Source organism: Streptomyces chengmaiensis (assembly GCF_029846775.1).
In the GTDB taxonomy this organism is placed as follows: domain Bacteria; phylum Actinomycetota; class Actinomycetes; order Streptomycetales; family Streptomycetaceae; genus Streptomyces; species Streptomyces chengmaiensis.
This window is the reverse complement of the sequence record NZ_JARWBG010000024.1, coordinates 78,845-104,110: the sequence shown is the minus strand read 5'-3', so window position 1 is coordinate 104,110 and position 25,266 is coordinate 78,845. Positions and strand designations below refer to the sequence as shown.

Genomic DNA, 25,266 nt, shown 5'->3' with positions numbered 1-25,266 from the left:
TCGTAGCTGGAGATCATCTCGGTGACACGGTCGTCCGGTCCGCATAGCGGCGGCGGAGGTGGGCGATCAGAACGACTCGGTGGCGGAGGAGAGGGACGCCGGCGCGACCGGCCATCAGGCGTTTTTGCAGCTTGACGTCGGTGATGCGGCCTTCGTTGACGCCGGAGCTGTAGGGGGTGGTGATGCCCTGGGCGACGGCGTGCCGGTCTTCGCGAAGGGCTCCGGCGAGGCCGACGAGAGGGGCCAGGCCGCTGCCTGCGAGGTCGTCCAGCCAGTCCGGGAGGGGTGTCGCGTCGTGGTTGTCGAGCATGGCGGCGAACCGGCGGACCAGGTCGTGAGTCTTCCTGAGTTCGGGGCAGTGCTCTAGGAGCCGGGGCAGGCGGTCGTTGATGTGGAGGTTGCGTCGGTGCGGGTGGGTGGTGATCCAGCGGGCCGTTTCACGTGGTGAGGGCGGTCGCTCGCGTGGTTCGTCCAGGGGCAGGCCCCGTCTGAGGGGTGCGACGGCCATCTTCACGCGCTGGTAGTGGCCGAGGTAGCCCTTGGCCTGGAGTTCCTCGTGCAGGATCTTCGCGCTGTGCTGTCCCTCGTCCCAGCGTTGCTGCAGGTAGTTGAGGTAAGGGTCCAGGGTGGAGGGCTTGCGGGGCGGGCGGCGCATCACCTCCTGCCAGGTTCGGGCCCGGGCGTATTTGCTGACCGTGCGACGGTCCAGGCCGAGCTCGCGGGCCACGGAGCTGTGACTCCGGCCGGTGCGGGTCAGGGCCTGAACGGCCTCGAACAGCCTGCGGGCGTGCCGTGCGGCCCGGGTGTCGGCCGCGGTGCTGCCGAGGGTCTCCTCGGCCGGTGCGGGACCGCTCTCACCGGCCGGAGGCAGCGCCGCGGGCAGGCAGCCGCGGTGGGCGGAGGCGATGTCCTGGACGCGGCGGGAGAGGCCCTGCCAGAGGTGGAAGCGGTCGCTGACCTGCACCGCATCGGGGGCGCCGCCTGCGATTCCCTGCCGGTAGGTGAGGGAGCCGTCGCGGCAGGCGACCTCGACACCGGGGTGCTCGCGGAGCCACCGGCTGAGCTGGTCGGCGTCGCGTCCTTCCCAGAGCGTGAGCGGGAGCCGGGTGGTGGCGTCGACCAGGAGGGTGCCGTAGGTGTCGCCGTAGAGCGCGAAGTCGTCCACCCCCAGCACCCGAGGCGTCTCCAGCGGCGGAAGCGGCACCCGCATCAGCTGGGACAGGACGGTGCACCGCGAGAGAGTGACGTTCAAGATCCGCAGCATCCGGGAACCGCCCCGGCCGGCCAGCACCACACCGACATCCTCAACCAGGCGCTGCAGCTGAGGTGTCCGCCGCTGATAGCGCACGGTCAGCCCCGGTACTTGCTCGGCGAAGGTCCTCTTCGGGCAGGTCTCGTTCTCGCAGTACAGACGGCGTACGGACAAGTCGATACGCACAGGCCGGCCCCCGAGACAGACGTCGGCGAGGCGCCGTACGTAGCGGCTGTGGAACCACGCGCTGAGCTGACCGCATCCCGTACATCCCGTGGGAACACCGGACCTCGTACGGGCGTGAACCGCCACACCAGCATCAGAGACATCAACCGACACAACCAGCACATCAGTCAACTGCGGTAATAGACTTGCCAGTTCAACAGAGCACAACCACAGGCTGCCCGCACCGCGGACCGGACGACCGTGTCACCGAGATGATCTCCAGCTACGAAAATCTTGCCAGAGCCACGTTCACGTGTACGCCGACANGCGGACCGGACGACCGTGTCACCGAGATGATCTCCAGCTACGAAAATCTTGCCAGAGCCACGTTCACGTGTACGCCGACAACCGCAAGCGCGTCGAGCGCCTGATGCGCGTCAACCGGCTCGAAGGCCGCCATCTACGGCGCCGCAAGCGCACCACGGTCCCCGACCGGCTCGCACCGCCCGCCCCGGACCTCGTCCAACGCGACTTCACCGCCGCACGGCTGGACGAGAAGTGGTGCGGCGACATCACATACGTGCAGGTCGGTGGCTCGTGGCTGTATCTCGCCTGCGTCATCGACATCTGCTCACGCCGAGTGCTCGGCTACTCGATGGCCTCGCACATGCGCGCCGAGCTGGTCATCGATGCACTCAAGATGGCGGTGGCGACCCGCGGCGGCAACGTCGACGGAGTGATCTTCCACGCGGACAGGGGTTCGCAGTACACGTCGGCCGCGTTCGCGCAGGTCTGTGATGGTTTCGGGATCCGCAGGAGCATGGGACGCGTCGGCTCGAGCTACGACAATGCCCTCGCTGAGAGCTTCTGGCAGGGGCTGAAGAGGGAGACGATGCACCAACGGCTGTTCCCGACGATGCGCCAGGCGCGGCTGGAGATCTTCCAGTGGCTCACCTACTACAACGCCCGCAGACGCCACAGCGCCCTCAACTACCTCTCACCAGCCGAATTCGAACAGCAACAGCAGAGAGCACGTACACTCACACTCGCAGCATGAACCCCCGTGTCCACACCCCGGGGGACGCCTCAATACGTATGCGTCCGCAGTCGCTCGGCCAGATCCTGGAGGAATGCGTCCACCCCGAGGCCGCCACCGCGTCGACGGTCACCCCGTCGGCGCCGGTGGCTCCTCGGATCGCGCACACACCGGCCCGCCCGCCGAAGAACGTCTATGCGGTGGACATGGCTATATAGGGCATGAAACCGGCGTTCGGGTTCTTGCTCGGCACAGCGGTACAGCGTCCGCTGCAAGGCTCGGACCTTGTCCAAGGGACGGCCACCCGGTCTGGCGGCGCCTTCCTCCCGGCGGATGGATCTAGCCGAAACGGCACTCATCCGGGCCCCTCCCTGTTCGCGAATCGCATCGATGAAGCAGGAGTCCTTCGCTCCCAGCGGGTTGTGTTGTCCCGCCGATCAGCACTACTACGACCCCCTCCGACTGCCTCTCGACAGCCCGCCACTTACCGGTTCCGCCGGTTATAGGCAGGCCACGCTTCCCGCGCCGCATGCGCGGGGCCGAGGAGGCTCTCTCCAGTTCCCAGGACAACGTCCGGGTCACGTCCACGGGCGTGGTGTACGACTGAGGATGTGAGGGCCGCCGGAGGCGGTCCCTCACATGGCTCAATGGCCGAGGGCGTTCGGCTGGCCCCCGAAGTGCGGGGAGCTGGGCAAACGTCTCGCCCTTGGCGAGCCAGACCAGCAGCATCATCGGCCTGCGCGTGCGAGGTCAGCTTCCGCCATCGGGCGCCGGTCTCACACCTTCGGGTGCCGGTCAGATCCTCCAGCCAGGAGGCCAGCGCATCAGGTACATCGAGGGTGGCGCGATAGGTGACCCCGAAGCTCCTTGCTCCGAGCGACAGTTGGCACGATGACGCCCGTCATGGCCCGCCGTCCGAAACTTCGACGCAATCTCCTGTCAACCGAATCGGAAGCCTCGACAACTCTTGGGCAGACCGCCGGGTGGCTAGCTCGCGGCATCCGCGCAGGAGGTGGGGCACCAGTGGCAGACAGCAGGTACGGACTCACGCCGAGCCAGACGTTAACCGACGGCTTTGACCCGGCGCGTGTGGCCGTGGCGGGAGAGTTCCACCGCTGCCGCGGCACAGTCGCCGCCCAGGCGCAGCACACCGAGTCTGGGTACGCCGCCAAGCTACGCAAGAGGCACCTTTCAACGCCCGGTTCCCCGTTCCGGACGTTGCCCCCCTCGGTCGAGGAGGGCCACGCTCCACCGTCCCTCCTGTCTGCCTGTCAGGTCACATCTCGTGCAGGGCAGCGGCTCCATCTCCCAGAATCCAGAGGGCATCTCGTATGAATGCTATTCCGCTGCTATTGATCGGCCTTGCGATATTTGCGGGCGGATATGTCCTTTACTCGAAATTCCTGGGCAACCGGGTATACAAGCTTGACGCTTCCTTCAAGACTCCGGCGCACGAGCTGCAGGACGGCGTGGACTACGTCCCGACCAACAAGTTCGTGCTGTGGGGTCACCACTTCACCTCGGTCGCTGGCGCGGCGCCGATCGTCGGCCCCGCAGTCGCGGTGATCTGGGGCTGGCTGCCCGCGTTCCTGTGGGTCACGCTCGGCACGGTCTTCTTCGCGGGCATGCACGACCTGGGCGCTCTGTGGGCCTCGGCGCGCAACAAGGGCCGCTCGATGGGCACGCTCTCTGGCCGCTACATCGGCAACCGGGGCGCGAACCTGTTCCTCGTCGTGATCTTCCTGCTGCTCCTGATGGTGGTCGCGGCCTTCGCGGTGGTCATCAAGAACCTGCTGATCTCCTCCCCCTCGGCGGTGATCCCCGCATGGGGCGCGGTCGCGGTTGCGCTGCTGGTCGGCCAGGCGGTCTACCGCTACAAGATGAGCCTCGGGCTGGTCACCGTGGTGGGCGTCGCGGCGCTCTACGGCCTGATCCTTCTCGGTGACGCCTTCCCGGTGGTGCTGCCCGACCCGATCCTGGGCATGTCCCCGGCGACCTTCTGGATCGTCGCCCTCTTCGTCTACGCCGGCATAGCCTCCCTGCTGCCCGTGTGGGTGCTGCTCCAGCCGCGTGACTACATCAACGGCGTCCAGCTCTTCGTCGGGCTCGGCATCCTGTTCGTCTCGGTGCTGCTGAGCGCCCCGGCGATCGTCGCCCCGGCCTTCAACGACGCCGTGCCCGCGGGCACCCCGAGCCTCGTGCCGCTGCTCTTCGTCACCATCGCGTGCGGCGCGATCTCCGGCTTCCACGGCATGGTCTCCTCGGGCACCACCTCGAAGCAGCTGGACAAGGAGACCGACGCCCGCTTCGTCGGCTACTTCGGCGCGGTCGGCGAGGGCCTGCTCGCGCTCGGCGCGATCATCGCCGCCATCGCGGGCTTCCGCACCCTGGCCGACTGGGAGGCCGTCTACACCGCCTTCGGCCAGGGCGGCGTCGGGGCGTTCGTCGCGGGCGGCGGCCAGATCGTCAACAGCGGCCTGGGCCTGCCGGCCACGCTGAGCTCGACGGTCCTGGCCACCATGGCGATCCTGTTCGCCGCCACCACCATGGACACCGGCGTGCGCCTGCTGCGCTTCGTCGTCCAGGAGGCCGGCGATGTCGTCAAGGTGAAGATCAACAACGGCGTCGGTACCCTCATCGCGCTCGGCGCCGGTATGGCACTCACCTTCAGCCAGGGCTCCGACGGCTCCGGCGGCCTCCGCATCTGGCCGCTGTTCGGCACCAGCAACCAGCTGCTGGCCTCCCTGACCCTGTCCATCGTCGCGGTCATGCTGATCCGCAAGCGGCGCAACCCGGCGCCTGCGCTGGTGCCGCTCGCGATCGTGTTCGTGATGGCGTTCTGGGCCGCGCTCGTGCAGCTCGGCAACCTCTACGCCTCCGGGGACTGGCTGCTGCTGGCCATCGACGTCGTCATCATCGTCGCCGCCGTGTGGGTCGCCTTCGAGGCCGTCGCCGCGATGCGGCGGGCCTCCCAGGAGCCGCCGGAGGCCGCTGACGCCGATGCGGCGGAGAAGGTCGAGCTGAAGGGGTGACATCCCGCTGGGCCTCGTTCCGAGCCGGGTTGGAGGAGTTCTACGCCGGCCCCTACCGGCGTACCTTCGCCCGCGCCCGGCGCGAGGAGGACGACTTCTTCCGGATAGTCGTCCTCGCGGAGGCACTGGGCGTGCCCGACCCGGCGGCGTACTACACCGCCGAGCTGATGCCCGCCCTCTACGAGGACTTCCATGCCTGGCACCGCCGGATGGGCATGGACCGCTCACCACTGGAGCACGTCGGATGCTGCTAGACCTCATCACCTCGCGCAGGGTCGTCTTCGTCGGCGGCAAGGGCGGGGTCGGCAAGACGTCCATCGCCGCGGCACTCGCCCTCGGCCGTGCCGCGGCCGGCGCCCGCGTGCTGCTGGTTTCCACCGATCCCGCCCACAACCTCGGCCACCTCTGGGACCGCCCCGTGGGCGACGAGCCCTTGCGCCTCGCCGACCCCGGGGACCTCGCCGCCGGGGCGGCGGGTTACGTCGACGGGCTGGAGATCGACCCGGAGCGCACGGTCGAGCAGCACCTGTCCGCGGTCGCCGGGATGATGCGGCGGCTGCTCCCCGAGCGGATGCACGCACCGGCCGCCCGGCACCTGGAACTGGCCCGGCAGGCGCCCGGCACCCACGAGTCGGCGGTACTGGAGCGGATCGCCGAGGCGGTGGAGCTCGGGGAGGAGGCGTACGACCTGGTCGTCTTCGACACCGCCCCGTCCGGCCACACGCTGCGGCTGCTTGCGCTGCCCGAGCAGCTCACCTCCTGGACCGAGACCCTGCTCGCCAACCGTGACCGGTCCGAGCGGTTCGGCGCCGCGGTGCGCGGTCTCGGCGGCAGCGAGGAGTCCGACCGCGACGCCGAGCTGCGCCGGATCCTCGTACGCCGACGCAACCGCTTCTCCCGGCTGCGCGAAGTGGTGACGGACCGGGCGCAGACCGGGTTCGTGGTCGTGCTGACCGCCGAGTTGCTCCCGATCGCCGAGACCATGGAGGTGTATGAGAAGCTCACCGGCCTCGGCGTCGACGTGGCCGCACTCGTCGCCAACCGCCGTTCCCCGGCGGACGCCGGGGAACTGCTCGCACGGCGCCGGAGGCAGGAGGACAAGCACCTCGTCCGGCTGCGGCAGCGGGTCCCGGACGTACCGCTGCTCGATGTGCCGCTGCTGCCGGGGGATGTAGTGGGCACCGAGGCGCTTGCCGCGCTGGCCGACCGGCTCGGACCTTCCTCTTCCTGAGTTTCCGGATGGCCCACGCGCTTTGGGCAGGACTGCCCGGCAGTGAGGTATGCCGAGCAGATACCGGGCCTGACCCGCCCGCATGCGCGCTACACCGCGGTCCGCCACGGCCTGCCGCGTGTCGCAGAGGTTCTGACTGGACGTCCGGGCGAGCCGCGAGCCGGACACCTTGGACGCGGCCAAGGAAGCCTTCGGCGCAACAGGCGACACCGCTTCTTGGCCGACGCGCTCCCCTCGGGCCGGAGGGGGAGCGGGGGCCTCCCATGGCCACGCCGTGTGGACAGCGCCGCCGACTTGGCCGGAAAGCACCGCCGATGTGCGGTGAAGACGACCCCGACGTGCCGCTGTTTCCTGAGAAGACGCCAGTTCACAGAGAAAGGCTCACACCCCTTGAAAGATCGTTCAACGATCCACATCTTGTTCTCATCGTCGAGCCGAGCCCGGTACACGTGGGCTTCGGAGCGTGAAGGCCGGAAACATCGCTTCCGCAGGCAGTTCTCCACACGTCTTGCCTCGTCCGGATCGCGGGGTATTTCACGGCCAGGAGCCCCCACCGCCGTCGCCTCGCCCCCTGCCGCCCGGGACATGAGGCGAGGCCGGGCGGCCCCGTCCCACAGCGCTCACCGCGTCGGAGACCAGTACGCAACTTCGTCCGGCGGCATCCGGCGGGCAGGTCCGGAACACGGGTCGGCCGGTGTCAGGTGTGCTGTGGACGGCAGACGACCCTCCGGCGAGGGCGGCACGACCGTTCCCGGCAGTCCGCGTTCACGGTCACGGCCGACCACAGACTCAACGCCCTCGCCGGGCACCAGGACAGCACTCACGAGAGGTTCCGTCCTGCAGGGCCTACCGGCACTGCGCGCATCCGTGGATACCGCCAACCTCACACAGAGCTCCATCCTCGCCAACTACCCCACGACCATACGCAGGTTGATGGATCTCGGGTCGGCGCTGGCCTCGTGCAACGGCCGCAGTAACACCGGTCAGTACCGTCCACGCCATCCAGGAACGAGCCGCCGACCAGGCGCAGGCTCCCCGTATCGACGTGGACCCGGCGGCCTGGCACGAGGCATCCAGCCGCAAGATCACCCTGATGCGGGAGGATTCGTTCCGACCCGGCGGCGGCGAACACCCTCCGTGTGACACCGTCACCCGCCCTGCCCATCGCGCCGAGCACGGTGACCGTGCACCGGGTTGGCCGGTGCTGTGGCTCGGTGGGTCAGGGCAGGGCCGTCCCACACCTCGGGGTGTTCCGTGACGACGCGCTGTGCAGCGGATCAGGGGCCGGGCCGGTGACGCCGGCGGTCGGAGTCAGGGTCGGGACGGCGATGGACATTCCTGGTCAGCAGATATGCGGCGAGCAGGGCGAGACCGCATCCAGGCACCCAGGCGAGCTGGTACCAGTAGAAGAACGGCACTCCTGCCAGTCGCGGGCGCGCACCGCCGTATCAGGGGACCCACAGCAGTCCTGCCGCAGGCGCGAGGAGCAGAACGGCTGCCGTGACGCGCCGCAGCCGGTACGGGACAAACCGTGTCACATCACGCATTCCTCTCGCCTTCATCGATGGGTTCGTGTAAGAGTTGCCGACCGGCCCCAACCGGTTGACAGCAGATCTCCAGAAGAATTCCGCATGCTTCTGTCATCCGGACCGGCGTGCCACGCAACTCGCGGTCAGAGGCTGATCCACACACGGAAGGTGAGCGATGACGGATGCCGCCATGATCGCTCCGTTCCTCGCCGTCATCGGCGGGGCCTCACTCGTCGCCGTCACCGCGCGCCGCCTCCACCCGACCGACCGCCTGCCGTCCCTGGGGGGCTGGGCACTGGCCGACCGCGGCCTCGGGCCGGTATGGACGTGGTTCCTGCTGGGCGGCACGATCTTCACCGCGTACACCTTCACCGCCGTACCGGGGCTGGCGTACGGGGTCGGCGCCCCTGCCTTCTTCGCGGTGCCGTACACCGTGATCCTCTGCCCGCTCGCCTTCGTCCTGCTGCCTCGCCTGTGGAAGGTGTCCCGCCGCCACGGTTACATCACCGTCGCCGACTTCGTCCGCGGGCGCTACGGATCGTCGCCTCTGGCCCTGGCGGTCGCACTGACCGGCATCCTCGCCACGATGCCGTACCTGGCGCTGCAACTGGTCGGCATACGCGCAGTGCTCGTTGCGGGCGGCCTCTACCCGCGGGGTGGCGCCGGCGACCTGGTGATGGTGGTGCTCTTCGCCGGGCTCGCAGTGACGACGTACCGATACGGGCTGCGCGCTCCCACGGTCATCGCGGCCCTCAAGGCGGTGGCCGTGTTCACCTCGGTCGGCGTCGTGTGCTGGCTGGCCCTGAGAGGTCTCGGCGGCCCGGGAGCTGTCTTCGACACGGCTGCCCTCCGGGCCGCCGAGACCGGCAACGCCTCACTGCTTCTGGCTCCCGGACAGGAGTCCGCGTACGCCACGCTCGCCCTGGGCTCCGCCCTGGCCCTGCTGATGTACCCGCACGTGCTGGTCGCCGGCTTCGCCGCCTCCGGCCCCGACGCTCTGCGGAAGGCCACGGTCGCATTGCCCGCATGGACGGCGCTGCTCGCCCTCTTCAGCCTGCTCGGCATCGTCGCGCTGGCTGCCGGCGTACGCGCCCCGGCAGGCGGCGCCGAGTCGGCCGTCCCGATGTTGGTGGACCGGCTCATGCCCGCGCCGCTGGCCGCGCTGGTGTTCGCCGCGATCACCGTGGGTGCGTTGGTCCCGGCCGCCGTGATGTCGATCGCAGCCGCCACGTCCTTCGTACGCAACGTCTATGTCGAATACGTTCATCCGACGGCCACTCCGAAACGGCAGGTGCGCGTCGCCCGGCTGGTGTCGCTCACCGCGAAGGTCGGGGCAGTCGCGTTCGTGTTCGGTCTGCGGGACCAGGACGCCATCAACCTCCAACTCCTCGGTGGCGTATGGATTCTGCAAATATTCCCCGCGGTGGCCATCGGGCTGTTCACCCGCCGGCTGCACCCGAGGGCTCTGCTCGCAGGGTGGGCGGTGGGCATGGCGGTCGGGACGGTCATGGTTGTGCGCGAGGGATTCTCGCCCGCTGTGCCTTTCGGGCCCGCCGGCCACCACGTGGAGATCTATGCCGGACTGGCCGCTCTCCTGATCAACCTGACAGTCGCGCTGGTCACCACCGCGGCGCTCGAACGCCTCGGCACGCCTCGCGGGACCGACACCACCGAACTGCCGTCGCGCCTGACTGCCAGGCGACGCCCCGAGACGGGAACGAGCAACTCATGAGACGCAGACACGACAGTCCTGCGACACTGCAACCCGCCGCGCAGGTCCCAAAGCCGCCCGTACCGGAATCCGCCGGTTCCGCCGCCGACGGCGGAACCGTCAGCGGACGCGCCGCCGGTGAAGTGACCGCTGGTGGCTCTGCGCAGACCGTGACCGACCCGGACGGACTCGAACGGGAGGTGACCGTATCCCGATTGTTCGATCTGCACTACGCCTCGATGCTCCGTCTCGCCGCACTGCTCGGCGCCGACGATCCTGAGAACATCGTCGCCGAAGCCTATTACCAGATCTACCGGAAGTGGCGCAAGCTGCGGGACACCGAGGCGGCGGAAGCCTATCTTCGCTCCACCGTGTGCAATCTGACCCGCATGCGCATACGCCATCTGCAGGTTGTGCGCAGGCACGCCGAGACCCCGCCCGCCGATTTCGTCGCCTCGGCCGAGAGCTCTGCCCTGCTCCGCGCCGATCAGCGCGTACTGATCGGCGCCCTCCAGCAGCTGCCCGCGCGACAGCGTGAGGCCCTCGTTCTGAGACACTGGCTCGGGCTGAAGGAGAGCGAGATCGCCGCGGCGATGGGCATCTCCGCAGGCTCGGTCAAGACACACACATCGCGCGGTATCGCCGCCCTGACCCAGGTGATGGAGGCCCGGCGATGAACGACACCTCCCACGATCGCACCGAACAGCAACTGCGTGAGGCCCTGGGCGCCCTGGCCTGCAACGTGCATGCCACCCCCGACGCCTACCGCCTGGCCCGCGGGGACTGGCTGCGCCGTGAACGCCGCCGCCGCCTGGTCCTCACCGTCCTGATCACCGTCGTCTTCGCGCTCGCCATTCTGATCGGCCTGTGGGTCCTCAATCAGAACCCGTCCGGACCCGGTGTCGTCTTCGACCGCACTCACGGCCAGCTCGGTCCCGGACTCGACGGCAAGGCTGCGTTCGACCTCATCGGGCCTCTCTGACGCTGAGGTTGAAAGGGTGGGGTGACAGAGGGCCTTGGCCCTGCTACATCCTCGTCAAGAGGTACGCGGATGGCGGCGGTCTGACCCCCGTGGGGCGGGTGAAGCGTGAAGCAGTGCGCTTCGAGGCCGCAGAGATGTTCGAGCAAGGGGTGCGGCCGCCGGAGGTGGCCCGCAGGTTACAGGTGTCGCGGAAGTCGGCGTACGCCTGGCACGCCGCCTGGCGCCAGGGCGGCACAACGGCTCTGGCGTCCAAGGGGGCCGGCGGCTTTCCGTGTCAGCTCAGCGACGGCCAGGCAGAACGCCTGCAGGTCGAGTTGGAGGCCGGCCCGGCCGCGCACGGCTGGAGGGAGGACGGTTCCCGATGGCCGGGATGATCTGCGTCAGACCGGGCCGCGAGACCCGTCTGCTCTACCGGACCCAGACGTACCGAGGCCGTACCGGCGAGAAGAAGGGCTTCCGGGCCCGCGAGTTCGAGGACCTGCTGAGCTGTGCCCGGCGGCAGCTGGACGGTGCCCCGCTGATCGTGGTGTGGGACCTCATTCGGTGTCTCCGCCGTCAGCCCGTCCGCGTCCCGGTCGGCCCCGACCACGACGAAGGCGGCGTCGCCGAAGAGCGGCCCCCCGTCGGCCCCGATCCGACCCTTCGGAGCCGATGACGAAGGTCGCCCAGCACGCCGAACTACTGGAGGGTCTCCCACGTCAGTTCCGTGGCCACCACGCGGGTGATGGCGCGTGCCGCCACCACCATCGCGGGGACGTGCGCTGCCGGCTGGATCTGCTCGGACGGGGTGACGACCGAGAGCGCGGCGATGGTGGTGCTGTTCCGGTCGAGAATGGGTGTGGCGACGCCGCTCGTGGGGACGCCCCACAAGGGGCGCGACAGGACAGCGAACCGGTCGCGGCGGATGGCGGCGAGCCTGGCCCGCAGCGCGTCACCCGTGTTGGTGAGTCCTTCCTCGTCGTCCGGCCATTCGATGGCGTGGAACTCCTCCTGCACCTCGGTGGGAGCGAACGCCAGGAGGACGAGCCCGGGAGCGGTGAAGTGCAGCGGCATCCGGCCACCGACCCGGTAGGGGATGCGCGTGGAGTCCCGCGCGGACAGCCGCTCGACCAGGACGCACTGCAGTCCCTCGCGCACGACCAGTTGTACGTGCTGGCGCGTGGCGTGCCACAGATCCTGCATGTAGGGCAGGGCCAAGGCGCGGAGGCCGTGACCGCGTGGCGCCAGGGAGGCGATCTCCAACAGCCGTAGGCCGATGGTGTAGTGGCCGGACGGGGTACGTTCCAACGCTGCCTGGTCCACCAGTTGGCGGACGAGGCGCAGTGCGGTGGCCTTGGGCAGGTCGGCCCGCGTGGCCAGGGAGGACAAGGACAACACCGGTGTGTCCGGCCCGAAGCAGGTGAGCATGCGAAAGGCCCGGTCCAGTAGGGCTTCGCCGTGGGTGGTGCGGTGTCCGCGGGCACGGGGCCGTTCCTTGTCCGTGCTCTTGCCGTCGTGCGAGACGTCCACTCGAACTCCCCGGATCACTCATCATGGGTTCACTCAATGAAACCAGAGGTGGGCAGTCGTCGACGGACCGGCGAGTATCTTTCGCGCCGGTTCTCTCTCCCCCTCCACGCAGCGCACCTCGCTTCTGCGGCGGCTCACCGAGCTTTCAATTAGTGAAGTTACGAGTGGTGAGCGCAGGCCATTCTGTGTGAGGCAGCCGTCGATCAGGTCTGGCCGGTGCCAGACCTGCTTCAGGGCCCGTCTGGTGACGCGAGCCCCCCGGCTCGGTGGCGTCACCGGCCCGCAGCACCACGGCTCCGGCGCCGTTTCCGAGAATGGCCGAATCGATGCGGTCGTCGGGATGGAGGGTCGCGGAACACGTCTCCGCACCGATGACCAGCGCCCGTTCGGCGGTGGCGATGGCTCCGGCGGCGGTGGCCGGTGTGCAGACGAATCCACCGCATGTGACTGCGCCTGCGCCTGCGCCTGCGACCACCAGTGCGGGCCTACCGTGAGATCGACGGGAAGCCGTCCACGCCCGGCGGAAGGTACACCAGGAGCCGGGTGCTGGCGGCCTCGTCCAGATCCATGGTGAACAGCTCGAAGGTGAGCGGGCCGTCGTCGGAATGGTTCAGCTCGACGGTCGTCGGCCCGAAGTCCTCGACCTCGTGGCGGTCCCACAACTCGGCGAACTCATGGCTGCTCCGGGACAGTTGGTCTGCCATCTGGTCGTACCGCGGATCGTCGGGAACATACGAGGCCTGCGCGCGGAACCGGGCGGTCATCCGCCGCGCGACCTGCTGCCGGTTCAGGTAACGCGTGCCATGGGATCCGGTGAACAGGCTCGTCAGGTAGTTGTTGTTGCCGTCGCGGCCGAGCCTCAGGGTCTTTGCCGCCTGCTGGTTGACCACGAGGATCTCCCAGTAGCGGTCGATGACGCACGACGGCCCCGACAACTGGGCGTCGACCGTGCGCTGGAACAGGCCGAGGTCCGGGAGGGCGGTCCTCGTCACCGGTAGCGGGGGATTGGCATCCGCCAGCCGGTACAGATGAACCCGCTCGAGCTCGCTGAGGCGCAGGGCACGGCTGATCGCGTCCAGTATCCCGTCCGAAACCCTGATGGGACGGCCCTGCTCCAGCCATGTGTACCAGGAGGCGCTTACTCCGGCGAGGACGGCCACCTCCTCACGCCGCAGCCCGGCCCTTGCGCGTCTGTCGGTTGTCGCCAGTCCGACGTCCTCAGGGGAGAGACCGGCGCGGCGGCTGCGCAGGAAGTGGGCCAGCCCCGTGCGCCGCTTCTTCTGGCCCCCGGTCCGGGAGGTGATGCTGTCCATGGCAGCCGAATGTATGGGTGCGAACACATACTGTCAGCGGCGCGAATCACAGACGGTTCCGGTTTGCGGGGCCGACACCCGGTGCAGGGAGATGAGGGCCGGTCCGTCACCGCTCGGCCGACCCGAGACCTTGTGGTGGGCGGGGCGGGCGTAGGCCTCGCCGGTGGCGAGCACTCTGCCAACGTCATGGCGGATGGCCGAGCGGCGGTTCTTCGAGCCCGGTGGTCGGCCGGGGCCGGTGGTCGGCCGGGGCCGGGTCGGGTCGGGTCGGGTCGGTTTGGGTGCACCGGCCGGGGAGCCAGCCTTCGTGCGCAGGTTCCTGAACCCGCGCCGAACCCGGGCCGGGGGTGAGCTTGTTCGGTGGGGCAGGTTTCTCCCACGGCCGCCGGAGGTCGGTCGCCAGGGGACGGGCGAGCCGGAGCTGGGTGTGGGCGGCGATCACCGGCCAGGTCCAGCGGTCCGCCGCCTGCGGGCTCCGTAGCCGTGGCTTGGTCCAGCCCGGAGTCTGCTTGAACAGGCGAAATGTATGCTCGACGTCGAAGCGCCGGAGGAAGGACTGCCAGCAGCGGTCGACCTCCGCCGTGGTGGCGCCGGCGCCCGACCACCACAGCCAGACCGGCTTGTTGCCCCCGCCGCTGGGCAGCTTCTCGACGACGAGACGGATGACGGCGCCCTCGATGATGGGCAGCGGCCCGCCGTGGTCGGTCCAGGCGGCCCGCCGGGTCAAAACAAGGCCGCATCTCCACGACGGTGTTCCGGTGCGAACGCCAGGTCCACCAGCGTCTTCACCGGCCTCCACATCGCAACCCCGGCGGTGCCTTCACCGGGTTCGTGTCGGCTGTCGGGTTCACTCAGTGAAACCGGGACTAGCAGACCGCAGATGGAACCGGCAAGCATCTTCCGCGTCGCGGCACTTTCCGTGGACGGAGCGGCCGGTGGGACCTCAAACGTGCCACGCACGCGCCGACCGGAAGAAGTGTCGGCGGTCGCATTGCGACGGGATTGCCCGAGACCGTCGGAATCCGCTGAAACAAATGGAGAAGAGGCCGATACAATGCAGGCAACTGCATCCACCCCAGAATCCGGACTCTTGCGTCGGACAAAGCTGCGCCATTTCCTGCGGACCCGTAGAGCGCAGGTCACCCCCGAACAAGTCGGGCTGGTGCACGTGGAACGGAGGCGCACGCCCGGATTGCGTCGTGAGGAGGTGGCGGCGCTGGCCGGGGTCGGGGTGTCCTGGTACACCTGGCTGGAGCAGGGGCGGGACATCAACGTCTCCGAAGGGGTCGTCAACGCCGTCAGCGACGCCCTGATGCTCAAGGGCTACGAGCGCGAATACCTGTACCGCCTGGCCGGTCACAACCCGCCGTGGCCCAGGGGGAGCCGTCCCCGGGACGCCAATGGCGTGCGGATGCGCGCGCTCGTCGAGGGGTGGTCCGTCAACCCGGCCTACCTCACCGACAGGTACGGGCGCATCGAGATCGCCAGCAACTCGGCGCGCTCCCTGTTCCATGTCGGCCTGCGGGGCGACAACTGCCTGGTGAAATTCTTCACCGATCCCACCGTTCGTGTTAAGTACCCCGACATGGACACGGTGGCGCGGGGATTGGTCGCCCACTTCCGCGCGCAGGCAGCCCGTTTCCCGGAGGATCCGGAGTTCGACCGGATCGCCGGACGACTGCACGAGCACAGCCCGCTCTTCGCCGACCTGTGGGACTGCCACGAGGTCGACAACCCCTATCAGCGTGTGCGGAGGATCACTCACCCGCAGGCCGGGCTGATGGTCTTCGACCGGGTGACGATGCGCTCCCCCGCGTTTCCGGAGTCCCTGCTGACCGTCTACATCGCCCAGCCCAGGACGGACACGGCCGAGCGGGTACGCGGGCTGCTCCATTCTCATGCCAGGGCTCTACTGAGCCCTTCGCTGGTCTGACGTCCGGTGCCGACTCGGGACGTCGGCGCGTTCGGTCCGCCCGTGTGCTTGTCCGGGTGCGGCATGCGGTCCGCCCGTCAGATGGTGTTCGTACCCACCGCGATCAGGAGTCATCTCCCCCACAAGTACCGCGGGCCCGAGAGTGAAGGTGTGGGCCACGGCGGGGTTCGAGCCGCTGGGTTCCCCGGCTCTGACCGGTCTTGAAAGGTCTGCCGCACAGCGTCGTGCGGTGACGAGGACGGTCCCTTTGACGCGACGGCGCTCCAGCACAGTCCGGGGATGCGGAAATCCGTCAGCCCTCCGACGTTCAGGGATGTCGTCCTGCATGCCCTGCCACTGCCCCTGCCAGTTCGCGCGACACCTCGGCCGCCGCGGTGTCCCCAGGCCTGCTGCTGCGGGTGCCGGAGCAGCATGAAGCCGAGGGGCGCGCCGCGTTCGGCTCGGCCCGCAGCAGTTCGAGGGCGGTGGGCAGTCCGAGCCGCGTCCGGGATCCAACGCGCCGTCGAACGTGCGGATGTTCTCCGCCGCACGCCGACGTACGCCTCTTCGTCGGGGAGGCCGTCCGGGAGCGCCTCGCCGCGTGGCCGGAGGAACACCCGGAGCAGGCCGCCCCGTCCTGGTGCGGGTCGTCAGGGGCGGCTGACCCGCTCGGGCCCGCCCCTCCCGCACACCACCGTCAGCACCATCGCCGCCAGCACGAACCCCGCCGCCGCCAGCAGCGTCGGCCGCGGCCCCGACGCATCCGTGAGCAGCCCGCCGATCAGCGATCCCACACCGATCGCCCCGTTGAAGGCGGCGACGTACCACGACGAGGCCGCCTCGCTCTCCTCCGGGACGACCCGAAGCACCCACGTCTGGAGGGCCACCGGCAGGGCCGCGTACAGCACGCCCCAGCACACCAGCATCGTCACGGCGAGCGGTGTGTTCGCGCCGCCGGCCCACATCACCGCCAGGACGACCGCCAGCAGTCCGCTGCTGCCGATCAGGCTGCCCCGCAGCGCACGCCCCACCACGGCGCCCGCCGCGAAGTTGCCGACCAGCCCGGCCACACCGAAGACCAGCAGCAGGACACCGATCAGCGACGACCGGACACCCGTGACCTGCTCCAGATACGGCGTCACGTAGGTGAAGGCCAAGAAGTGGCCGCTCATCACCAGAGCGGTCACTCCGATCGCCACCAGCAGCGTGCGGTGGCGCAGGACATGGAGGAGCACGGCCAGGTTCCCGCTGCCCCGCGCCGGCAGTGCCGGCATGAACAGCAGGGCCGCCGCCAGCACCAGCACGCCCAGCAGCCCCACGCACACGAACGCCACATGCCAGCTCGTCGACTGGCCGATCGCCGTGCCCAGCGGGGTGCCCGCGACCGAGGCCAGCGAGATCCCACCCAGGACGACCGAGGTCGCACGGACCGCGTGCCGCTCGGGGACCAGTCGTACGGCGATCGCCGCGGCGATGGACCAGAACACACCGTGGGCCAGCGCCACCGTGATCCGTGCGGCCAGCAGGAGGGGGTAGGCCGAGGCTGCCGCCGCCAGCAAATTGCCCCCGATGTAGAAGACCATCAGCGTCACCAGCAGCCACTTGCGGTCCATCCAGCCCGTCAGGGCGGTCAGCGGTGCGGCCGTCACCGCCGCCACCGACGCGAAGCCCGTCACCAGAAAACCCGCCGTGCCGACGGATACTGACGTGCCGTCAGCTATGGCCGGGAGCAGTCCGATCGGCAGGGTCTCCGTCGTGACGAACGAGAAGACGCCGAGGGCCAGGCCGGCCACGGCGAGCCAGCCGCGCAGCGTCGAGCGTTCTGCCTGCGGCGGGCTGGATGCGTGGGGTGAGCGCTGCGAGGTCGACTGACCGGTCGCGCTGTGGGACATCAATGCTCCCAGGGAAAGGGGAAATACTCCTGTAAACAACTATGTGGAGAATTGCTCATCAGGAGAATTGCTCAGGGAATGTGGATACGCCCATCATCGCGTCCATGCGGCCCGTCACGGAAGTGTTTCCCCATCATGGTGGTGAGGCCACCACCCAGCCGCCACTCACCGGAAAGCTCCTGGTGGCAGCCCTGGTGGTGCTGGCAGTAACCGGATGAACCCACCCCTGTAAAGCACGGTCACGTCGGGTAGCTTGCGGTCATCCGGACCCCCATTTCCTGAGGAGTGACACACGTGTCGACGGACCGAAAGAGCGCGACGGGGCGTTCCCGGGTGACCCGCCTCAACACTCTCACCGGGCTACGATTTCCCGCCGCTTTCATGGTGTTTCTCTACCACGCGGCGCTGCTCGGTTTCCTCGGCGTCCCCTGGCTCAGCAACCCCGAGAACGTGCTCGACTTCTACCGCGCCGTGAGCCACTCCGGCGCGCTCGGCGTCAGCTTCTTCTTCGTGCTCAGCGGTTTCGTGCTGACCTGGTCGGCCCGGAACACGGACACCGCGCCGCGATTCTGGCGCCGCCGGTTCCTGAAGATCGTCCCCAACTACGTCGTGGTCTGGGCGCTCGCGATGGTCGTCTTCGCCGCGCCCTACACCGACATAAAGGTCGGGCTGCTCAACCTCTTCATGCTCCAGGTCTACTACCCGGACTTCTCCGTTAACTTCGGTGTGAATCCCGCGGGTTGGTCCCTGGCTGTCGAAGCGGTGTTCTATCTGTCCTTCCCGCTCCTGCTCCACCTGGCCAAGAAGATCCCCGCGCACCGCATCAACCTCTGGGTCGCGATCGTCGGTCTCGGCATCATCGCCACGCCGTTTCTGTCCTCCCAACTCGTTCCGGCCGGCACGGTGTTCATGGACATGGAGCCCGAGACCTCGGTCAACCAGTACTTCTTCTCGTACATCCTGCCGCTGCCGCGCGTGCTGGACTTCGCCCTCGGTATCCTCGTGGCCCGCTCGGTGATGGCGGGGCGCTGGCGCAACATCGGCATGGTCTGGGCCGGCGCGCTGCTCATCGCGAGTTACGTCCTCGGCTATTTCACGCCGTACCTGTACTCCTCGCGCGCCGTCTGCGTCATCCCGGCCGCCCTCCTCATCGCCGCCGGCGCCATAGCGGACGACGAGGGCCGCTTCACCCTCTTCCGCAACAAGGTGATGGTCTGGCTCGGCGACATCTCCTTCGCGTTCTATCTCGTGCACTTCACCGTGACCGAGGGTGTCTGGAAGGCGCTCGGCAGCAAGTCGTACACGGCACCGCAGGCCACCGCCCTGATGGTGCTCTTCCTCGGCATCGCGGTCCTCGCCTCCTGGGCTTTGTACGAGCTGATCGAGCGCCCGATCACCCAGCGCTGGTCCAACCCGAGGAAGAAGCCTGCGCCCGTGCAGCAGCACCGTCCGCTCGCCGCGCAGCGGGCCGGCGAAGAGGCCTGACCTACGTCGCGCAGAGCGCGGTCGTACGATGAACCGCCTGCCCCCTCCGGCTCCGGCCGGGCGGGACAGGCGGCTGCTTCGTTTCTCCTCACGCCGGCGATCAGCCCGCCGGACCTGCCACCGCCCTCAGCCCCGCCGCCGTCGAGAAGTACCCGAAGAGCACACCCCCGGGCTCCATCGCCCCCGACTCGTCGAGCCCGCCCAGCCGCACCGGGACGAAGCCCGCGTCACGCACCGGCCTCTTCGAGACGCGCAGGGCGCCGGTGCCGTCCGCGGCGACCGCCATTCCCAGTAGTGCCGCCGCCGCGTCCCACGCGACCACAGCAGCTCGTCCGGGAAGTGGCTGAACCCCGCGCCGCGGCCGGACATGGATGCCGGCCGCCGGTCCTCCTCGACCGGCGGCCGGCGACGGTGGAGGCGTGTCGCCTAGTCCGCCACGATCTCCGGCCACACCAGAGCCGTGGACCCCCAGGTCACGCCGCCCCCGAACGCGCTCAGCAGCACGCGGTCGCCCGGTGTGAGCAGACCCCCGGCGACGGCGTCGGCGAGCGCCAGCGGGATGGAGGCCGCCGAGGTGTTGCCCACCCGGTCGAGATTGACGACCGTCCGGTCGCGGGCCATTCCGAGCTGGTCGGCGACGGCGTGCAGGATCCGAACGTTCGCCTGGTGGCCGACGAACCGGTCCACCGACTCCGGGTCCCACCCGGCGCGGTCGAGCATGGCCCGGGAGGAGGCCGCCATCCGGGTCACGGCGTGCCGGAAGACCGGCTTGCCCTCCATGTGGAAGTACGTCTCGGCGGGGCGCGCGCCGGACGCGTCGGCCGCGGCGGACGGCCGCCGGGAGCCGCCGGCCGGGACGATGATCAGGTCCTTGAGCGAGCCGTCGCTGCCCAGGTCGTGCCCGAGCAGCGCGCCCGGTTCGGCGGGGTCGCCGGCCCGCAGCACCACGGCCCCGGCGCCGTCGCCGAAGATGACCGAGGTGGTGCGGTCCTCGGGGTTGAGGATCGTGGAGTAGGTCTCCGCCCCGATGACCAGGGCGCGTTCAGCAATGCCGGCCGCGATGGCGCCCGCGGCGGACGCCATGGCGTAGATGAATCCGCTGCACACGGCGCCGATGTCGTACGCGGCGACTGCGTCCAGGCCCAGCCGGGCGGCGACGTCGGGAGCCGTCGCCGGGCAGGGGTGGTCCGGTGTCGTCGTGGCGAGGACGACCAGGTCGGCGTCGCCTGAGCCGGCCGACTTCAGCGCCCGCTCGCCCGCCTCGACGGCCAGGTCGCCGGTGGCGGTGCCGGGTTCGGCCCAATGGCGCCGGGTGATGCCGGTGCGGCTGCGGATCCACTCGTCGGAGGTGTCCATGGTCCGGGAGAGTTCGTCGTTCGTGACGACGCGCGGCGGGACGTACGTCCCGAGTCCGGTGAGGACCGCCGCCCTGCTCATACGGCCGCCTCCCTCACGAGACGGTTGTCAGACAGCGTGCATGCCAAGGGGGCCTCCCTATTTGCCGGTGCCTGGACGTCGTAGCCGGTCCGATGGAACGCGCGCCGCCCCTCCGGTCAGGGGACAGGGGTGAAGGGCGGCGCGCGTGGCCNGGGGACAGGGGTGAAGGGCGGCGCGCGTGGCCGGGTGCGGACGGCACGGCTGCCGCGCCGTCACGAGGACGTCCTCAGGACGTACGACGATTATCCGGCCGCCCGACGGGGCTCCACCAGACCGTGCTGACGCTGTGACCGGCCCCGGTGGTGGCGGCAACACCACCGAACTGGTCCTGCGGGGGGGGGCCAGATCTGCTGCGGCCCGTGACGCCCGGCGGCAGATACACCGGCAGAGCGGGTGCGGGACCCATCGTCGAGGTCCATGGTGAACAACACGAAGGGATGGCGGCATTCGCCGGGATGGTCCGGCTCGGCGCTCGTCGGCACGAACTCCTCCCGGGCGGACATCGGCGCCCACCCCGGCCAGGACCGCGACCTCCTCGCGGTGCAACCCCGCCCGGCCGCGACCGTCTTCCGACGCCGGTCCGACGCCGACGGAGGGGAAAGAAAGAGCCTGGCGCGGCGGCTGCGAAGGAAGTGCGTCGGATCGCTGCGCCGCTTCTTCTTGCCGTCGCTCCGGAAGGTACGCGGCGTCCATGCCAGCCGAAAGGCAGGCCGCCCGGAGTTCAGCGTGCCGGTGTCATCCGGTCGGCGTGGGCCGCGCCCAGCGCCTGCCCCAACTCCTCGAAGAACAGCTCCTTGTGCTCCTTGTGGAAGAAGTGGCCACCGGGCATCGCGCGCAGTGAGAAGATCCCATCCGCGTGGCGGTTCCAGGCCGCCGCGTGGGCCGCGGGGACCAACGGGTCGTCGCTGCCGTGCAGCACGTGGACCGGGCAGGGCAGCGGCCGGTGACCCTCCGCCGGATGCCGGTAGGTGGCGCCGACCAGCAGGTCCTCCCGGAGCCGGTCCACCACGGCCCGCATCCGCCGGGGGTTCTCCCGCAGCAGCCGCCCGGCTCCACCCAGGCCCGACAACAGCTCAAGGGAGCCACTGTCCGACAGCTCTGCGGTCATGTCCGGCGCGGGCAGATGCGGCGCGCGGTGGGCCCCGGCCACGAAACAGAGGGGCGGGCGCCGGCCGGCGGCGAGCTGGGCCTGCGCCACCCCGTAGGCGACCAGCGAGCCCATGCTGTGGCCGTAGAAGGCGTAGGGCTCGTCGAGGGAAGGGGCGAGCCGCCCTGTCACCTCGCGGACCAGGTCAGCCATCGTGCTGACGGCACCGGGGGCGCCGGTGGCGGACACCGACCGCGGGGGCAGGGACACCGGCACCACCTCGATCGCGCGCCCGAGCCACTGCCCCCAGCCCGCGAAGGACCAGGCGCTGCCGCCCGCGTGGTGGAAGCAGAACAGCTTCAGCCTCGTGTGGACCATGGCGCAAGTCTGCCGCCGCTGCCGTGGTGGAGGGAGTGTGTGTCGGACCGGGGGGTGCCACCACCAGTGGTCCCGATGCCGAGCCCGCCCGAGGTTCTTCACCGATCCGGACACCCGCGCGAAGTACCCGGACCCAGAAGAGGTGGCGCAGGCTCCGGTCGCCCGCTGCCGTGCCCAGTCGGCCTGATTCTCCACATCGCCGGCCCGGCCCCGCCCGAGCCCTGCAGGTGGTGTTCTCACCACCAGCACGAGGAGACACTTCCTCCGCCCGGGCCCGGATCCCAGGATTGCATCCGTGGAACGCGGCGTCATTCAAACCGCTGAATTCCCAGTCGGCGTTCCCAGCGACTCGCGGAGGAAGAAATGGGTAATTCGATCGTCGGTCGCATCGTCGTGACCCTGACGGAACTGGACGTGCCGACGGCGGATGTCACACCGGACACCACTTTCGAGGCCATGGAGATCGACTCGCTGCTGCTGGAGGAACTCGCCCTGCGTCTGCAGAAGTCCTTCGGCATCGAGATCGAGATGGGTGAACTCGTCCCCGAGCAGACCGTGGCCGAGGCGGCCGCGGTGCTCATGGCCAAGGGTGTCGCCGTCGCCTGAACGCACTCCGCCCCCGTCACCCGCGTTTCACATGCACTTCATCGAGAGGAATACCGATGTCCGCCACCCTGCTCATTCTCAACGAAGTCACCGTGGCGCCCGGCAAAGTGGACCAGGTCCTGGCCGAGTGGAGCGAACGGAACAAGAAGGAGCCCATCGACGGCCGCACCCTGCTGCGCAGCACCGAGAGTGACAACGTTCTCGAGATCACGCCCGTCCAGGACTTTTCCGAGCTGGCTGCGCTCTCCGCGGGCTGGCAGAAGCTGTGGGACACCGTCTCGCCGGACCTCGTCACCGACTTCCGGCGCCAGCTCCTGGAGTTCGTCGAGGCGCCCAAGGACACCGCCGACCCGCTGCCGCGGACGCCGTACGTCCAGCTGCGCTATATCGAGGTCAAGCCGAAGGAGTACACGGCGTACCGCGAGTGGCGCGAGAACACCATCTTTGACGTCGTTCGCCGCGCCGAGCCCGTCACCACGTTCCTCGCCTACCACACGCTGCTCAGCACCCAGCCGGGCGTGATGTTCGTGACCGGCTTCGAGTGCGAGCCGGAGGAGTACCAGAAGGTCTTCACCTCGGCCGAGTACCAGGACATCGTCCAGCAGGCCGGCGACCGCTTCATCGTCGGCGGCGAGAGCGGCCTGTACACCCGCGTCTACCGGCGCGCCGATGTCTGAGACCCGTACGGCGGCGGCCTGGACCGCGACCCCGGGCGCGACCGAGACCCACGAGCTCAGCCGCACCACCCAGGGCCCGCTCTACCCGCCGAGCGAAGTCATGGACGCCGACGGCGACTTCGTGGTCGTCGGAATGATCAACCGGACCGCCCCGGACGGCGCGACCCGGCCCGAGTGGGGCGCGGCCGTCGTCTCCCCGGACAGCCCGCTGCCGGTGTTCGGCACGCTCGCCCCGTACACCGTGGTGCGCGAGCTGGACACCGACCCCGACGGGGCCGACAGCGACCTCGTCCTGTACACGCTGCCGCTGCCGCTGCCGTGCAACAACTACCCCATGGTGTTCGCGCCGGAGCAGCTGCCGGACGCCGACCGGGTCAAGCGGCCCAGCCACGCCTTCCACAAGGTGCCCATCCCGGACCTGCGCCCCGAGGACGGGCCCAAGATCACCACACCGGTCACCTTCGGCGCGTGGATGCGAGCGAGCGGGATGCTCCGGGCCGGGGTCACCTCCGACGGACACTGCGGGACGTTCGACTTCGAGTTCGCCGGGCTCGTACCGAACAGCGTCTACACGATCATGTCGCTGCGCGCCCATGACCTGGACCCCGCCGGGCCGACCCGGCCTGGCCCGCTCGGGGTGCCGAACGTCTTCGTCACCGACGCCGACGGCGGCGGCCGCTACCACACCGCCCTGCCGAACCCCTTCCCGGACCCGGAGCTGCCCGGGTCCAACCGGATCATCAACGTGATCGTGCTGTGGATGAGCTACCAGCGCAGCTACGGCGGCGCGATCGGCGAGTTCGGTCTCGGCGGCGACGTCCATGCCCACCTCAAACTGCGCGGCGCGTCCTTCCAGAACCTGCGCACCACCGCAGCCCCGCAGTCCTGACCCCCGCACACAGCAAGCACAGGAGAGGTCCCATGCCCATCATCTCCGTCACCACCTGGGACGGTCAGGACGACGCCCAGGCTCGGGAACTCATGGAGGAGCTGACCCGGACCGTCCGGCGCGTCACGGGAGCACCCCTGGACAAGATCACCGTCTATGTCCAGGAGGTGCCGCGCGACCGCTGGGCGGAGGGCGGCGCCCTCGGCAGTGACCCCGATTTCCCGGAACTGAGCCGGCGGCTTTCCGAGTGAGGGGCGGGAGCGATGTCCTCCGAGACGCACAGGTCCACTGACGTGCACGAGGTACCCCGCCTCACCGACGCCGACTTCGACGCCCTCTTCCTCGTGGGCGACGTCTTCGCCGAGTTCGCCCACCACGACGGCGTCCTGACGGTCTCCCAACTCGCCCGCGAGGTCAGGAACGGCACGTTCCCGGGCGGCGCCGGCGAGGTCCGGGTCACGCTGGGGCAGGGCGTGTCCGCGTTCGACGTCCAGTACGTACGCGACACCCTGGACCGGCGCGGCCTCGCGGACCGGGTCGTCATCGACGACCGGGCGCTGCACGCCCGCGCCGGACGGGAGATCGCGCACAAGCACCGGGCGGAGAACGTGCTGATCTCCCGGCCCCGTCCGACCGGCCCCGGCCGGTTCGAGTCGGACCTGCTGGTGGACGCCGGCAACGAGGTGATGTCCGACCACCTCACCGGTCAGCACATGCAGGGCATGCTGGCCATGGAGGCCGGGCGGCAGATGTTCATCGCGGTGGCCGAGCAGCACTACCTGCCGCGGGAGGCGATCGGCAGCAGCTACTTCGTCATCGACACCTTCGCCACCCGCTACCGCAACTTCCTCTTCCCGCTCCCCGCGACGGTCCGCTGCCACGTCGTCTCACACCGCTCGCCGCACCGCACCCGCATGGCGTTCCACTGCGAACTCGCCGTGCTCCAGGGTGGATCGCAGACCGCGGAGATGGAGGTCCGGTTCACCGCCTTCGACACCCAGGTCTCCCACGCCAAGGAGACCCGGGCGGCCCGGCGGTCGCTCCAGGACACCGCGGCGGCTATGGCGGCGGCGCAGGAGGAGCAGCAGCCGACGCCGGCCGCGGTCCGTACGGCGTGACAGACGGCGGCCCGTATGTGCGGAG

At 69.5% G+C, this 25,266-nt stretch carries 24 protein-coding genes and 3 pseudogenes; 17 read left to right on the top strand and 10 right to left on the bottom strand.

Features of this window, described 5'->3' with window-relative positions; translation table 11 throughout:
- Nucleotides 1–13 precede the first annotated feature (13 nt).
- Nucleotides 14–1,591, bottom strand: coding sequence for an ISL3 family transposase (locus tag QCN29_RS20930; protein ID WP_398859610.1), 1,578 nt, complete (start codon nucleotides 1,589–1,591; stop codon nucleotides 14–16).
- A gap of 189 nt (nucleotides 1,592–1,780) precedes the next feature.
- Between QCN29_RS20930 and QCN29_RS20925 the strand changes: the two are divergent.
- The 5 genes and pseudogenes from QCN29_RS20925 to QCN29_RS20905 all read left to right on the top strand — a co-directional run.
- Nucleotides 1,781–2,474 (top strand): annotated as a pseudogene (locus QCN29_RS20925) (IS3 family transposase); the annotation flags it as partial.
- A 38-nt stretch (nucleotides 2,475–2,512) separates the two neighbouring features.
- Entirely contained in the window at nucleotides 2,513–2,671 is a 159-nt protein-coding gene (locus QCN29_RS20920) for a hypothetical protein (RefSeq protein ID WP_279929975.1), read from the top strand.
- Nucleotides 2,672–3,784: 1,113 nt separating this feature from the next.
- Entirely contained in the window at nucleotides 3,785–5,485 is a 1,701-nt protein-coding gene (locus QCN29_RS20915) for a carbon starvation CstA family protein (protein ID WP_279929974.1), read from the top strand.
- On the top strand, nucleotides 5,482–5,739 hold the full coding sequence (locus tag QCN29_RS20910) for a cory-CC-star protein (protein ID WP_279929973.1): 258 nt from the start codon (nucleotides 5,482–5,484) through the stop codon (nucleotides 5,737–5,739). Before QCN29_RS20915 ends, QCN29_RS20910 begins: the two co-directional genes overlap by 4 nt.
- A complete protein-coding gene (locus QCN29_RS20905) occupies nucleotides 5,730–6,716 on the top strand; it encodes an ArsA family ATPase (protein WP_279929972.1) in 987 nt (328 codons plus the stop codon). Before QCN29_RS20910 ends, QCN29_RS20905 begins: the two co-directional genes overlap by 10 nt.
- Before the next feature lie 1,277 nt (nucleotides 6,717–7,993).
- Here QCN29_RS20905 and QCN29_RS37150 read toward each other — a convergent pair.
- Complete coding sequence (locus QCN29_RS37150; RefSeq protein ID WP_398859608.1) at nucleotides 7,994–8,143, bottom strand: hypothetical protein; 150 nt, start codon at nucleotides 8,141–8,143, stop codon at nucleotides 7,994–7,996.
- A 277-nt stretch (nucleotides 8,144–8,420) separates the two neighbouring features.
- Between QCN29_RS37150 and QCN29_RS20895 the strand changes: the two genes are divergently transcribed.
- From QCN29_RS20895 to QCN29_RS20875, 5 genes and pseudogenes are all read left to right on the top strand, one after another.
- The gene (locus tag QCN29_RS20895) at nucleotides 8,421–9,977 is read left to right on the top strand and encodes a sodium:solute symporter family protein (protein ID WP_279929971.1); all 1,557 of its coding nucleotides are present in this window, start codon (nucleotides 8,421–8,423) and stop codon (nucleotides 9,975–9,977) included.
- Nucleotides 9,974–10,633 carry a sigma-70 family RNA polymerase sigma factor gene (locus QCN29_RS20890; protein ID WP_279929969.1) on the top strand — a complete coding sequence of 220 codons (660 nt, stop codon included), beginning with the start codon at nucleotides 9,974–9,976 and terminating at the stop codon, nucleotides 10,631–10,633. The genes QCN29_RS20895 and QCN29_RS20890 overlap by 4 nt, the downstream gene beginning before the upstream one ends.
- Entirely contained in the window at nucleotides 10,630–10,938 is a 309-nt protein-coding gene (locus tag QCN29_RS20885) for a hypothetical protein (protein WP_279929968.1), read from the top strand. The genes QCN29_RS20890 and QCN29_RS20885 overlap by 4 nt, the downstream gene beginning before the upstream one ends.
- A gap of 47 nt (nucleotides 10,939–10,985) precedes the next feature.
- Nucleotides 10,986–11,291: pseudogene (locus QCN29_RS20880) on the top strand (helix-turn-helix domain-containing protein); the annotation flags it as partial.
- 8 nt (nucleotides 11,292–11,299) lie between these two features.
- Nucleotides 11,300–11,593 (top strand): hypothetical protein, encoded by a 294-nt coding sequence (locus QCN29_RS20875; RefSeq protein ID WP_279929963.1) that lies wholly within the window; start codon nucleotides 11,300–11,302, stop codon nucleotides 11,591–11,593.
- 23 nt (nucleotides 11,594–11,616) lie between these two features.
- Here the strand turns inward: QCN29_RS20875 and QCN29_RS20870 are convergent, their stop codons facing one another.
- The 4 genes and pseudogenes from QCN29_RS20870 to QCN29_RS20855 all read right to left on the bottom strand — a co-directional run.
- Nucleotides 11,617–12,447, bottom strand: a complete 831-nt coding sequence (locus tag QCN29_RS20870) for an IclR family transcriptional regulator (protein WP_279929960.1) — start codon at nucleotides 12,445–12,447, stop codon at nucleotides 11,617–11,619.
- Between the two features lie 145 nt (nucleotides 12,448–12,592).
- Nucleotides 12,593–12,922, bottom strand: coding sequence for a hypothetical protein (locus tag QCN29_RS36880; RefSeq protein ID WP_318036725.1), 330 nt, complete (start codon nucleotides 12,920–12,922; stop codon nucleotides 12,593–12,595).
- Between the two features lie 10 nt (nucleotides 12,923–12,932).
- Nucleotides 12,933–13,760 (bottom strand): helix-turn-helix transcriptional regulator, encoded by an 828-nt coding sequence (locus QCN29_RS20860; RefSeq protein WP_279929959.1) that lies wholly within the window; start codon nucleotides 13,758–13,760, stop codon nucleotides 12,933–12,935.
- 33 nt (nucleotides 13,761–13,793) lie between these two features.
- A pseudogene (locus QCN29_RS20855) lies at nucleotides 13,794–14,487 on the bottom strand (hypothetical protein); the annotation flags it as partial.
- Between the two features lie 153 nt (nucleotides 14,488–14,640).
- Here QCN29_RS20855 and QCN29_RS20850 point away from each other — a divergent pair.
- On the top strand, nucleotides 14,641–15,693 hold the full coding sequence (locus QCN29_RS20850; protein ID WP_318036724.1) for a helix-turn-helix transcriptional regulator: 1,053 nt from the start codon (nucleotides 14,641–14,643) through the stop codon (nucleotides 15,691–15,693).
- Nucleotides 15,694–16,322: 629 nt separating this feature from the next.
- Here QCN29_RS20850 and QCN29_RS20845 read toward each other — a convergent pair.
- Nucleotides 16,323–17,564: an MFS transporter gene (locus tag QCN29_RS20845; protein ID WP_279929955.1), complete on the bottom strand. Its 1,242-nt coding sequence runs from the start codon at nucleotides 17,562–17,564 to the stop codon at nucleotides 16,323–16,325.
- Nucleotides 17,565–17,858: 294 nt separating this feature from the next.
- Here QCN29_RS20845 and QCN29_RS20840 point away from each other — a divergent pair, with 294 nt between their 5' ends.
- A complete protein-coding gene (locus QCN29_RS20840) occupies nucleotides 17,859–19,049 on the top strand; it encodes an acyltransferase family protein (protein ID WP_279929953.1) in 1,191 nt (396 codons plus the stop codon).
- Nucleotides 19,050–19,149: 100 nt separating this feature from the next.
- Here the strand turns inward: QCN29_RS20840 and QCN29_RS20835 are convergent, their stop codons facing one another.
- The 3 genes from QCN29_RS20835 to QCN29_RS20825 all read right to left on the bottom strand — a co-directional run bounded on the left by QCN29_RS20835 (nucleotide 19,150) and on the right by QCN29_RS20825 (nucleotide 21,951).
- On the bottom strand, nucleotides 19,150–19,371 hold the full coding sequence (locus QCN29_RS20835; RefSeq protein WP_279929952.1) for an NAD(P)-binding domain-containing protein: 222 nt from the start codon (nucleotides 19,369–19,371) through the stop codon (nucleotides 19,150–19,152).
- A gap of 104 nt (nucleotides 19,372–19,475) precedes the next feature.
- Nucleotides 19,476–20,486: a beta-ketoacyl-ACP synthase III gene (locus QCN29_RS20830; RefSeq protein ID WP_279929950.1), complete on the bottom strand. Its 1,011-nt coding sequence runs from the start codon at nucleotides 20,484–20,486 to the stop codon at nucleotides 19,476–19,478.
- A 721-nt stretch (nucleotides 20,487–21,207) separates the two neighbouring features.
- Nucleotides 21,208–21,951 carry a thioesterase II family protein gene (locus tag QCN29_RS20825; RefSeq protein WP_279929949.1) on the bottom strand — a complete coding sequence of 248 codons (744 nt, stop codon included), beginning with the start codon at nucleotides 21,949–21,951 and terminating at the stop codon, nucleotides 21,208–21,210.
- Nucleotides 21,952–22,314: 363 nt separating this feature from the next.
- Here QCN29_RS20825 and QCN29_RS20820 point away from each other — a divergent pair, with 363 nt between their 5' ends.
- Genes QCN29_RS20820 through QCN29_RS20800 form a run of 5 tightly spaced genes read left to right on the top strand, consistent with a single transcriptional unit; the run spans nucleotide 22,315 to nucleotide 25,241 of the window.
- Nucleotides 22,315–22,557: an acyl carrier protein gene (locus tag QCN29_RS20820; RefSeq protein ID WP_279929947.1), complete on the top strand. Its 243-nt coding sequence runs from the start codon at nucleotides 22,315–22,317 to the stop codon at nucleotides 22,555–22,557.
- 56 nt (nucleotides 22,558–22,613) lie between these two features.
- The gene (locus QCN29_RS20815) at nucleotides 22,614–23,234 is read left to right on the top strand and encodes a hypothetical protein (RefSeq protein ID WP_279929945.1); all 621 of its coding nucleotides are present in this window, start codon (nucleotides 22,614–22,616) and stop codon (nucleotides 23,232–23,234) included.
- Entirely contained in the window at nucleotides 23,227–24,123 is an 897-nt protein-coding gene (locus QCN29_RS20810; protein ID WP_279929944.1) for a hypothetical protein, read from the top strand. Before QCN29_RS20815 ends, QCN29_RS20810 begins: the two co-directional genes overlap by 8 nt.
- Before the next feature lie 32 nt (nucleotides 24,124–24,155).
- On the top strand, nucleotides 24,156–24,374 hold the full coding sequence (locus QCN29_RS20805; RefSeq protein ID WP_279929943.1) for a tautomerase family protein: 219 nt from the start codon (nucleotides 24,156–24,158) through the stop codon (nucleotides 24,372–24,374).
- Between the two features lie 42 nt (nucleotides 24,375–24,416).
- Complete coding sequence (locus tag QCN29_RS20800; RefSeq protein WP_279929942.1) at nucleotides 24,417–25,241, top strand: AfsA-related hotdog domain-containing protein; 825 nt, start codon at nucleotides 24,417–24,419, stop codon at nucleotides 25,239–25,241.
- Nucleotides 25,242–25,266: the final 25 nt, after the last annotated feature.

Coding starts and splice junctions, on each gene's coding strand:
- QCN29_RS20920 (WP_279929975.1), top strand. CDS start 2,513: ATGCGTCCGCAGTCGCTCGGCCAGATCCTGGAGGAATGCGTCCACCCC.
- QCN29_RS20915 (WP_279929974.1), top strand. CDS start 3,785: ATGAATGCTATTCCGCTGCTATTGATCGGCCTTGCGATATTTGCGGGC.
- QCN29_RS20905 (WP_279929972.1), top strand. CDS start 5,730: ATGCTGCTAGACCTCATCACCTCGCGCAGGGTCGTCTTCGTCGGCGGC.
- QCN29_RS20895 (WP_279929971.1), top strand. CDS start 8,421: ATGACGGATGCCGCCATGATCGCTCCGTTCCTCGCCGTCATCGGCGGG.
- QCN29_RS20890 (WP_279929969.1), top strand. CDS start 9,974: ATGAGACGCAGACACGACAGTCCTGCGACACTGCAACCCGCCGCGCAG.
- QCN29_RS20885 (WP_279929968.1), top strand. CDS start 10,630: ATGAACGACACCTCCCACGATCGCACCGAACAGCAACTGCGTGAGGCC.
- QCN29_RS20875 (WP_279929963.1), top strand. CDS start 11,300: ATGGCCGGGATGATCTGCGTCAGACCGGGCCGCGAGACCCGTCTGCTC.
- QCN29_RS20860 (WP_279929959.1), bottom strand. CDS start 13,760: ATGGACAGCATCACCTCCCGGACCGGGGGCCAGAAGAAGCGGCGCACG.
- QCN29_RS20850 (WP_318036724.1), top strand. CDS start 14,641: ATGGAACCGGCAAGCATCTTCCGCGTCGCGGCACTTTCCGTGGACGGA.
- QCN29_RS20845 (WP_279929955.1), bottom strand. CDS start 17,564: ATGTCCCACAGCGCGACCGGTCAGTCGACCTCGCAGCGCTCACCCCAC.
- QCN29_RS20830 (WP_279929950.1), bottom strand. CDS start 20,486: ATGAGCAGGGCGGCGGTCCTCACCGGACTCGGGACGTACGTCCCGCCG.
- QCN29_RS20825 (WP_279929949.1), bottom strand. CDS start 21,951: ATGGTCCACACGAGGCTGAAGCTGTTCTGCTTCCACCACGCGGGCGGC.
- QCN29_RS20820 (WP_279929947.1), top strand. CDS start 22,315: ATGGGTAATTCGATCGTCGGTCGCATCGTCGTGACCCTGACGGAACTG.
- QCN29_RS20815 (WP_279929945.1), top strand. CDS start 22,614: ATGTCCGCCACCCTGCTCATTCTCAACGAAGTCACCGTGGCGCCCGGC.
- QCN29_RS20810 (WP_279929944.1), top strand. CDS start 23,227: ATGTCTGAGACCCGTACGGCGGCGGCCTGGACCGCGACCCCGGGCGCG.
- QCN29_RS20805 (WP_279929943.1), top strand. CDS start 24,156: ATGCCCATCATCTCCGTCACCACCTGGGACGGTCAGGACGACGCCCAG.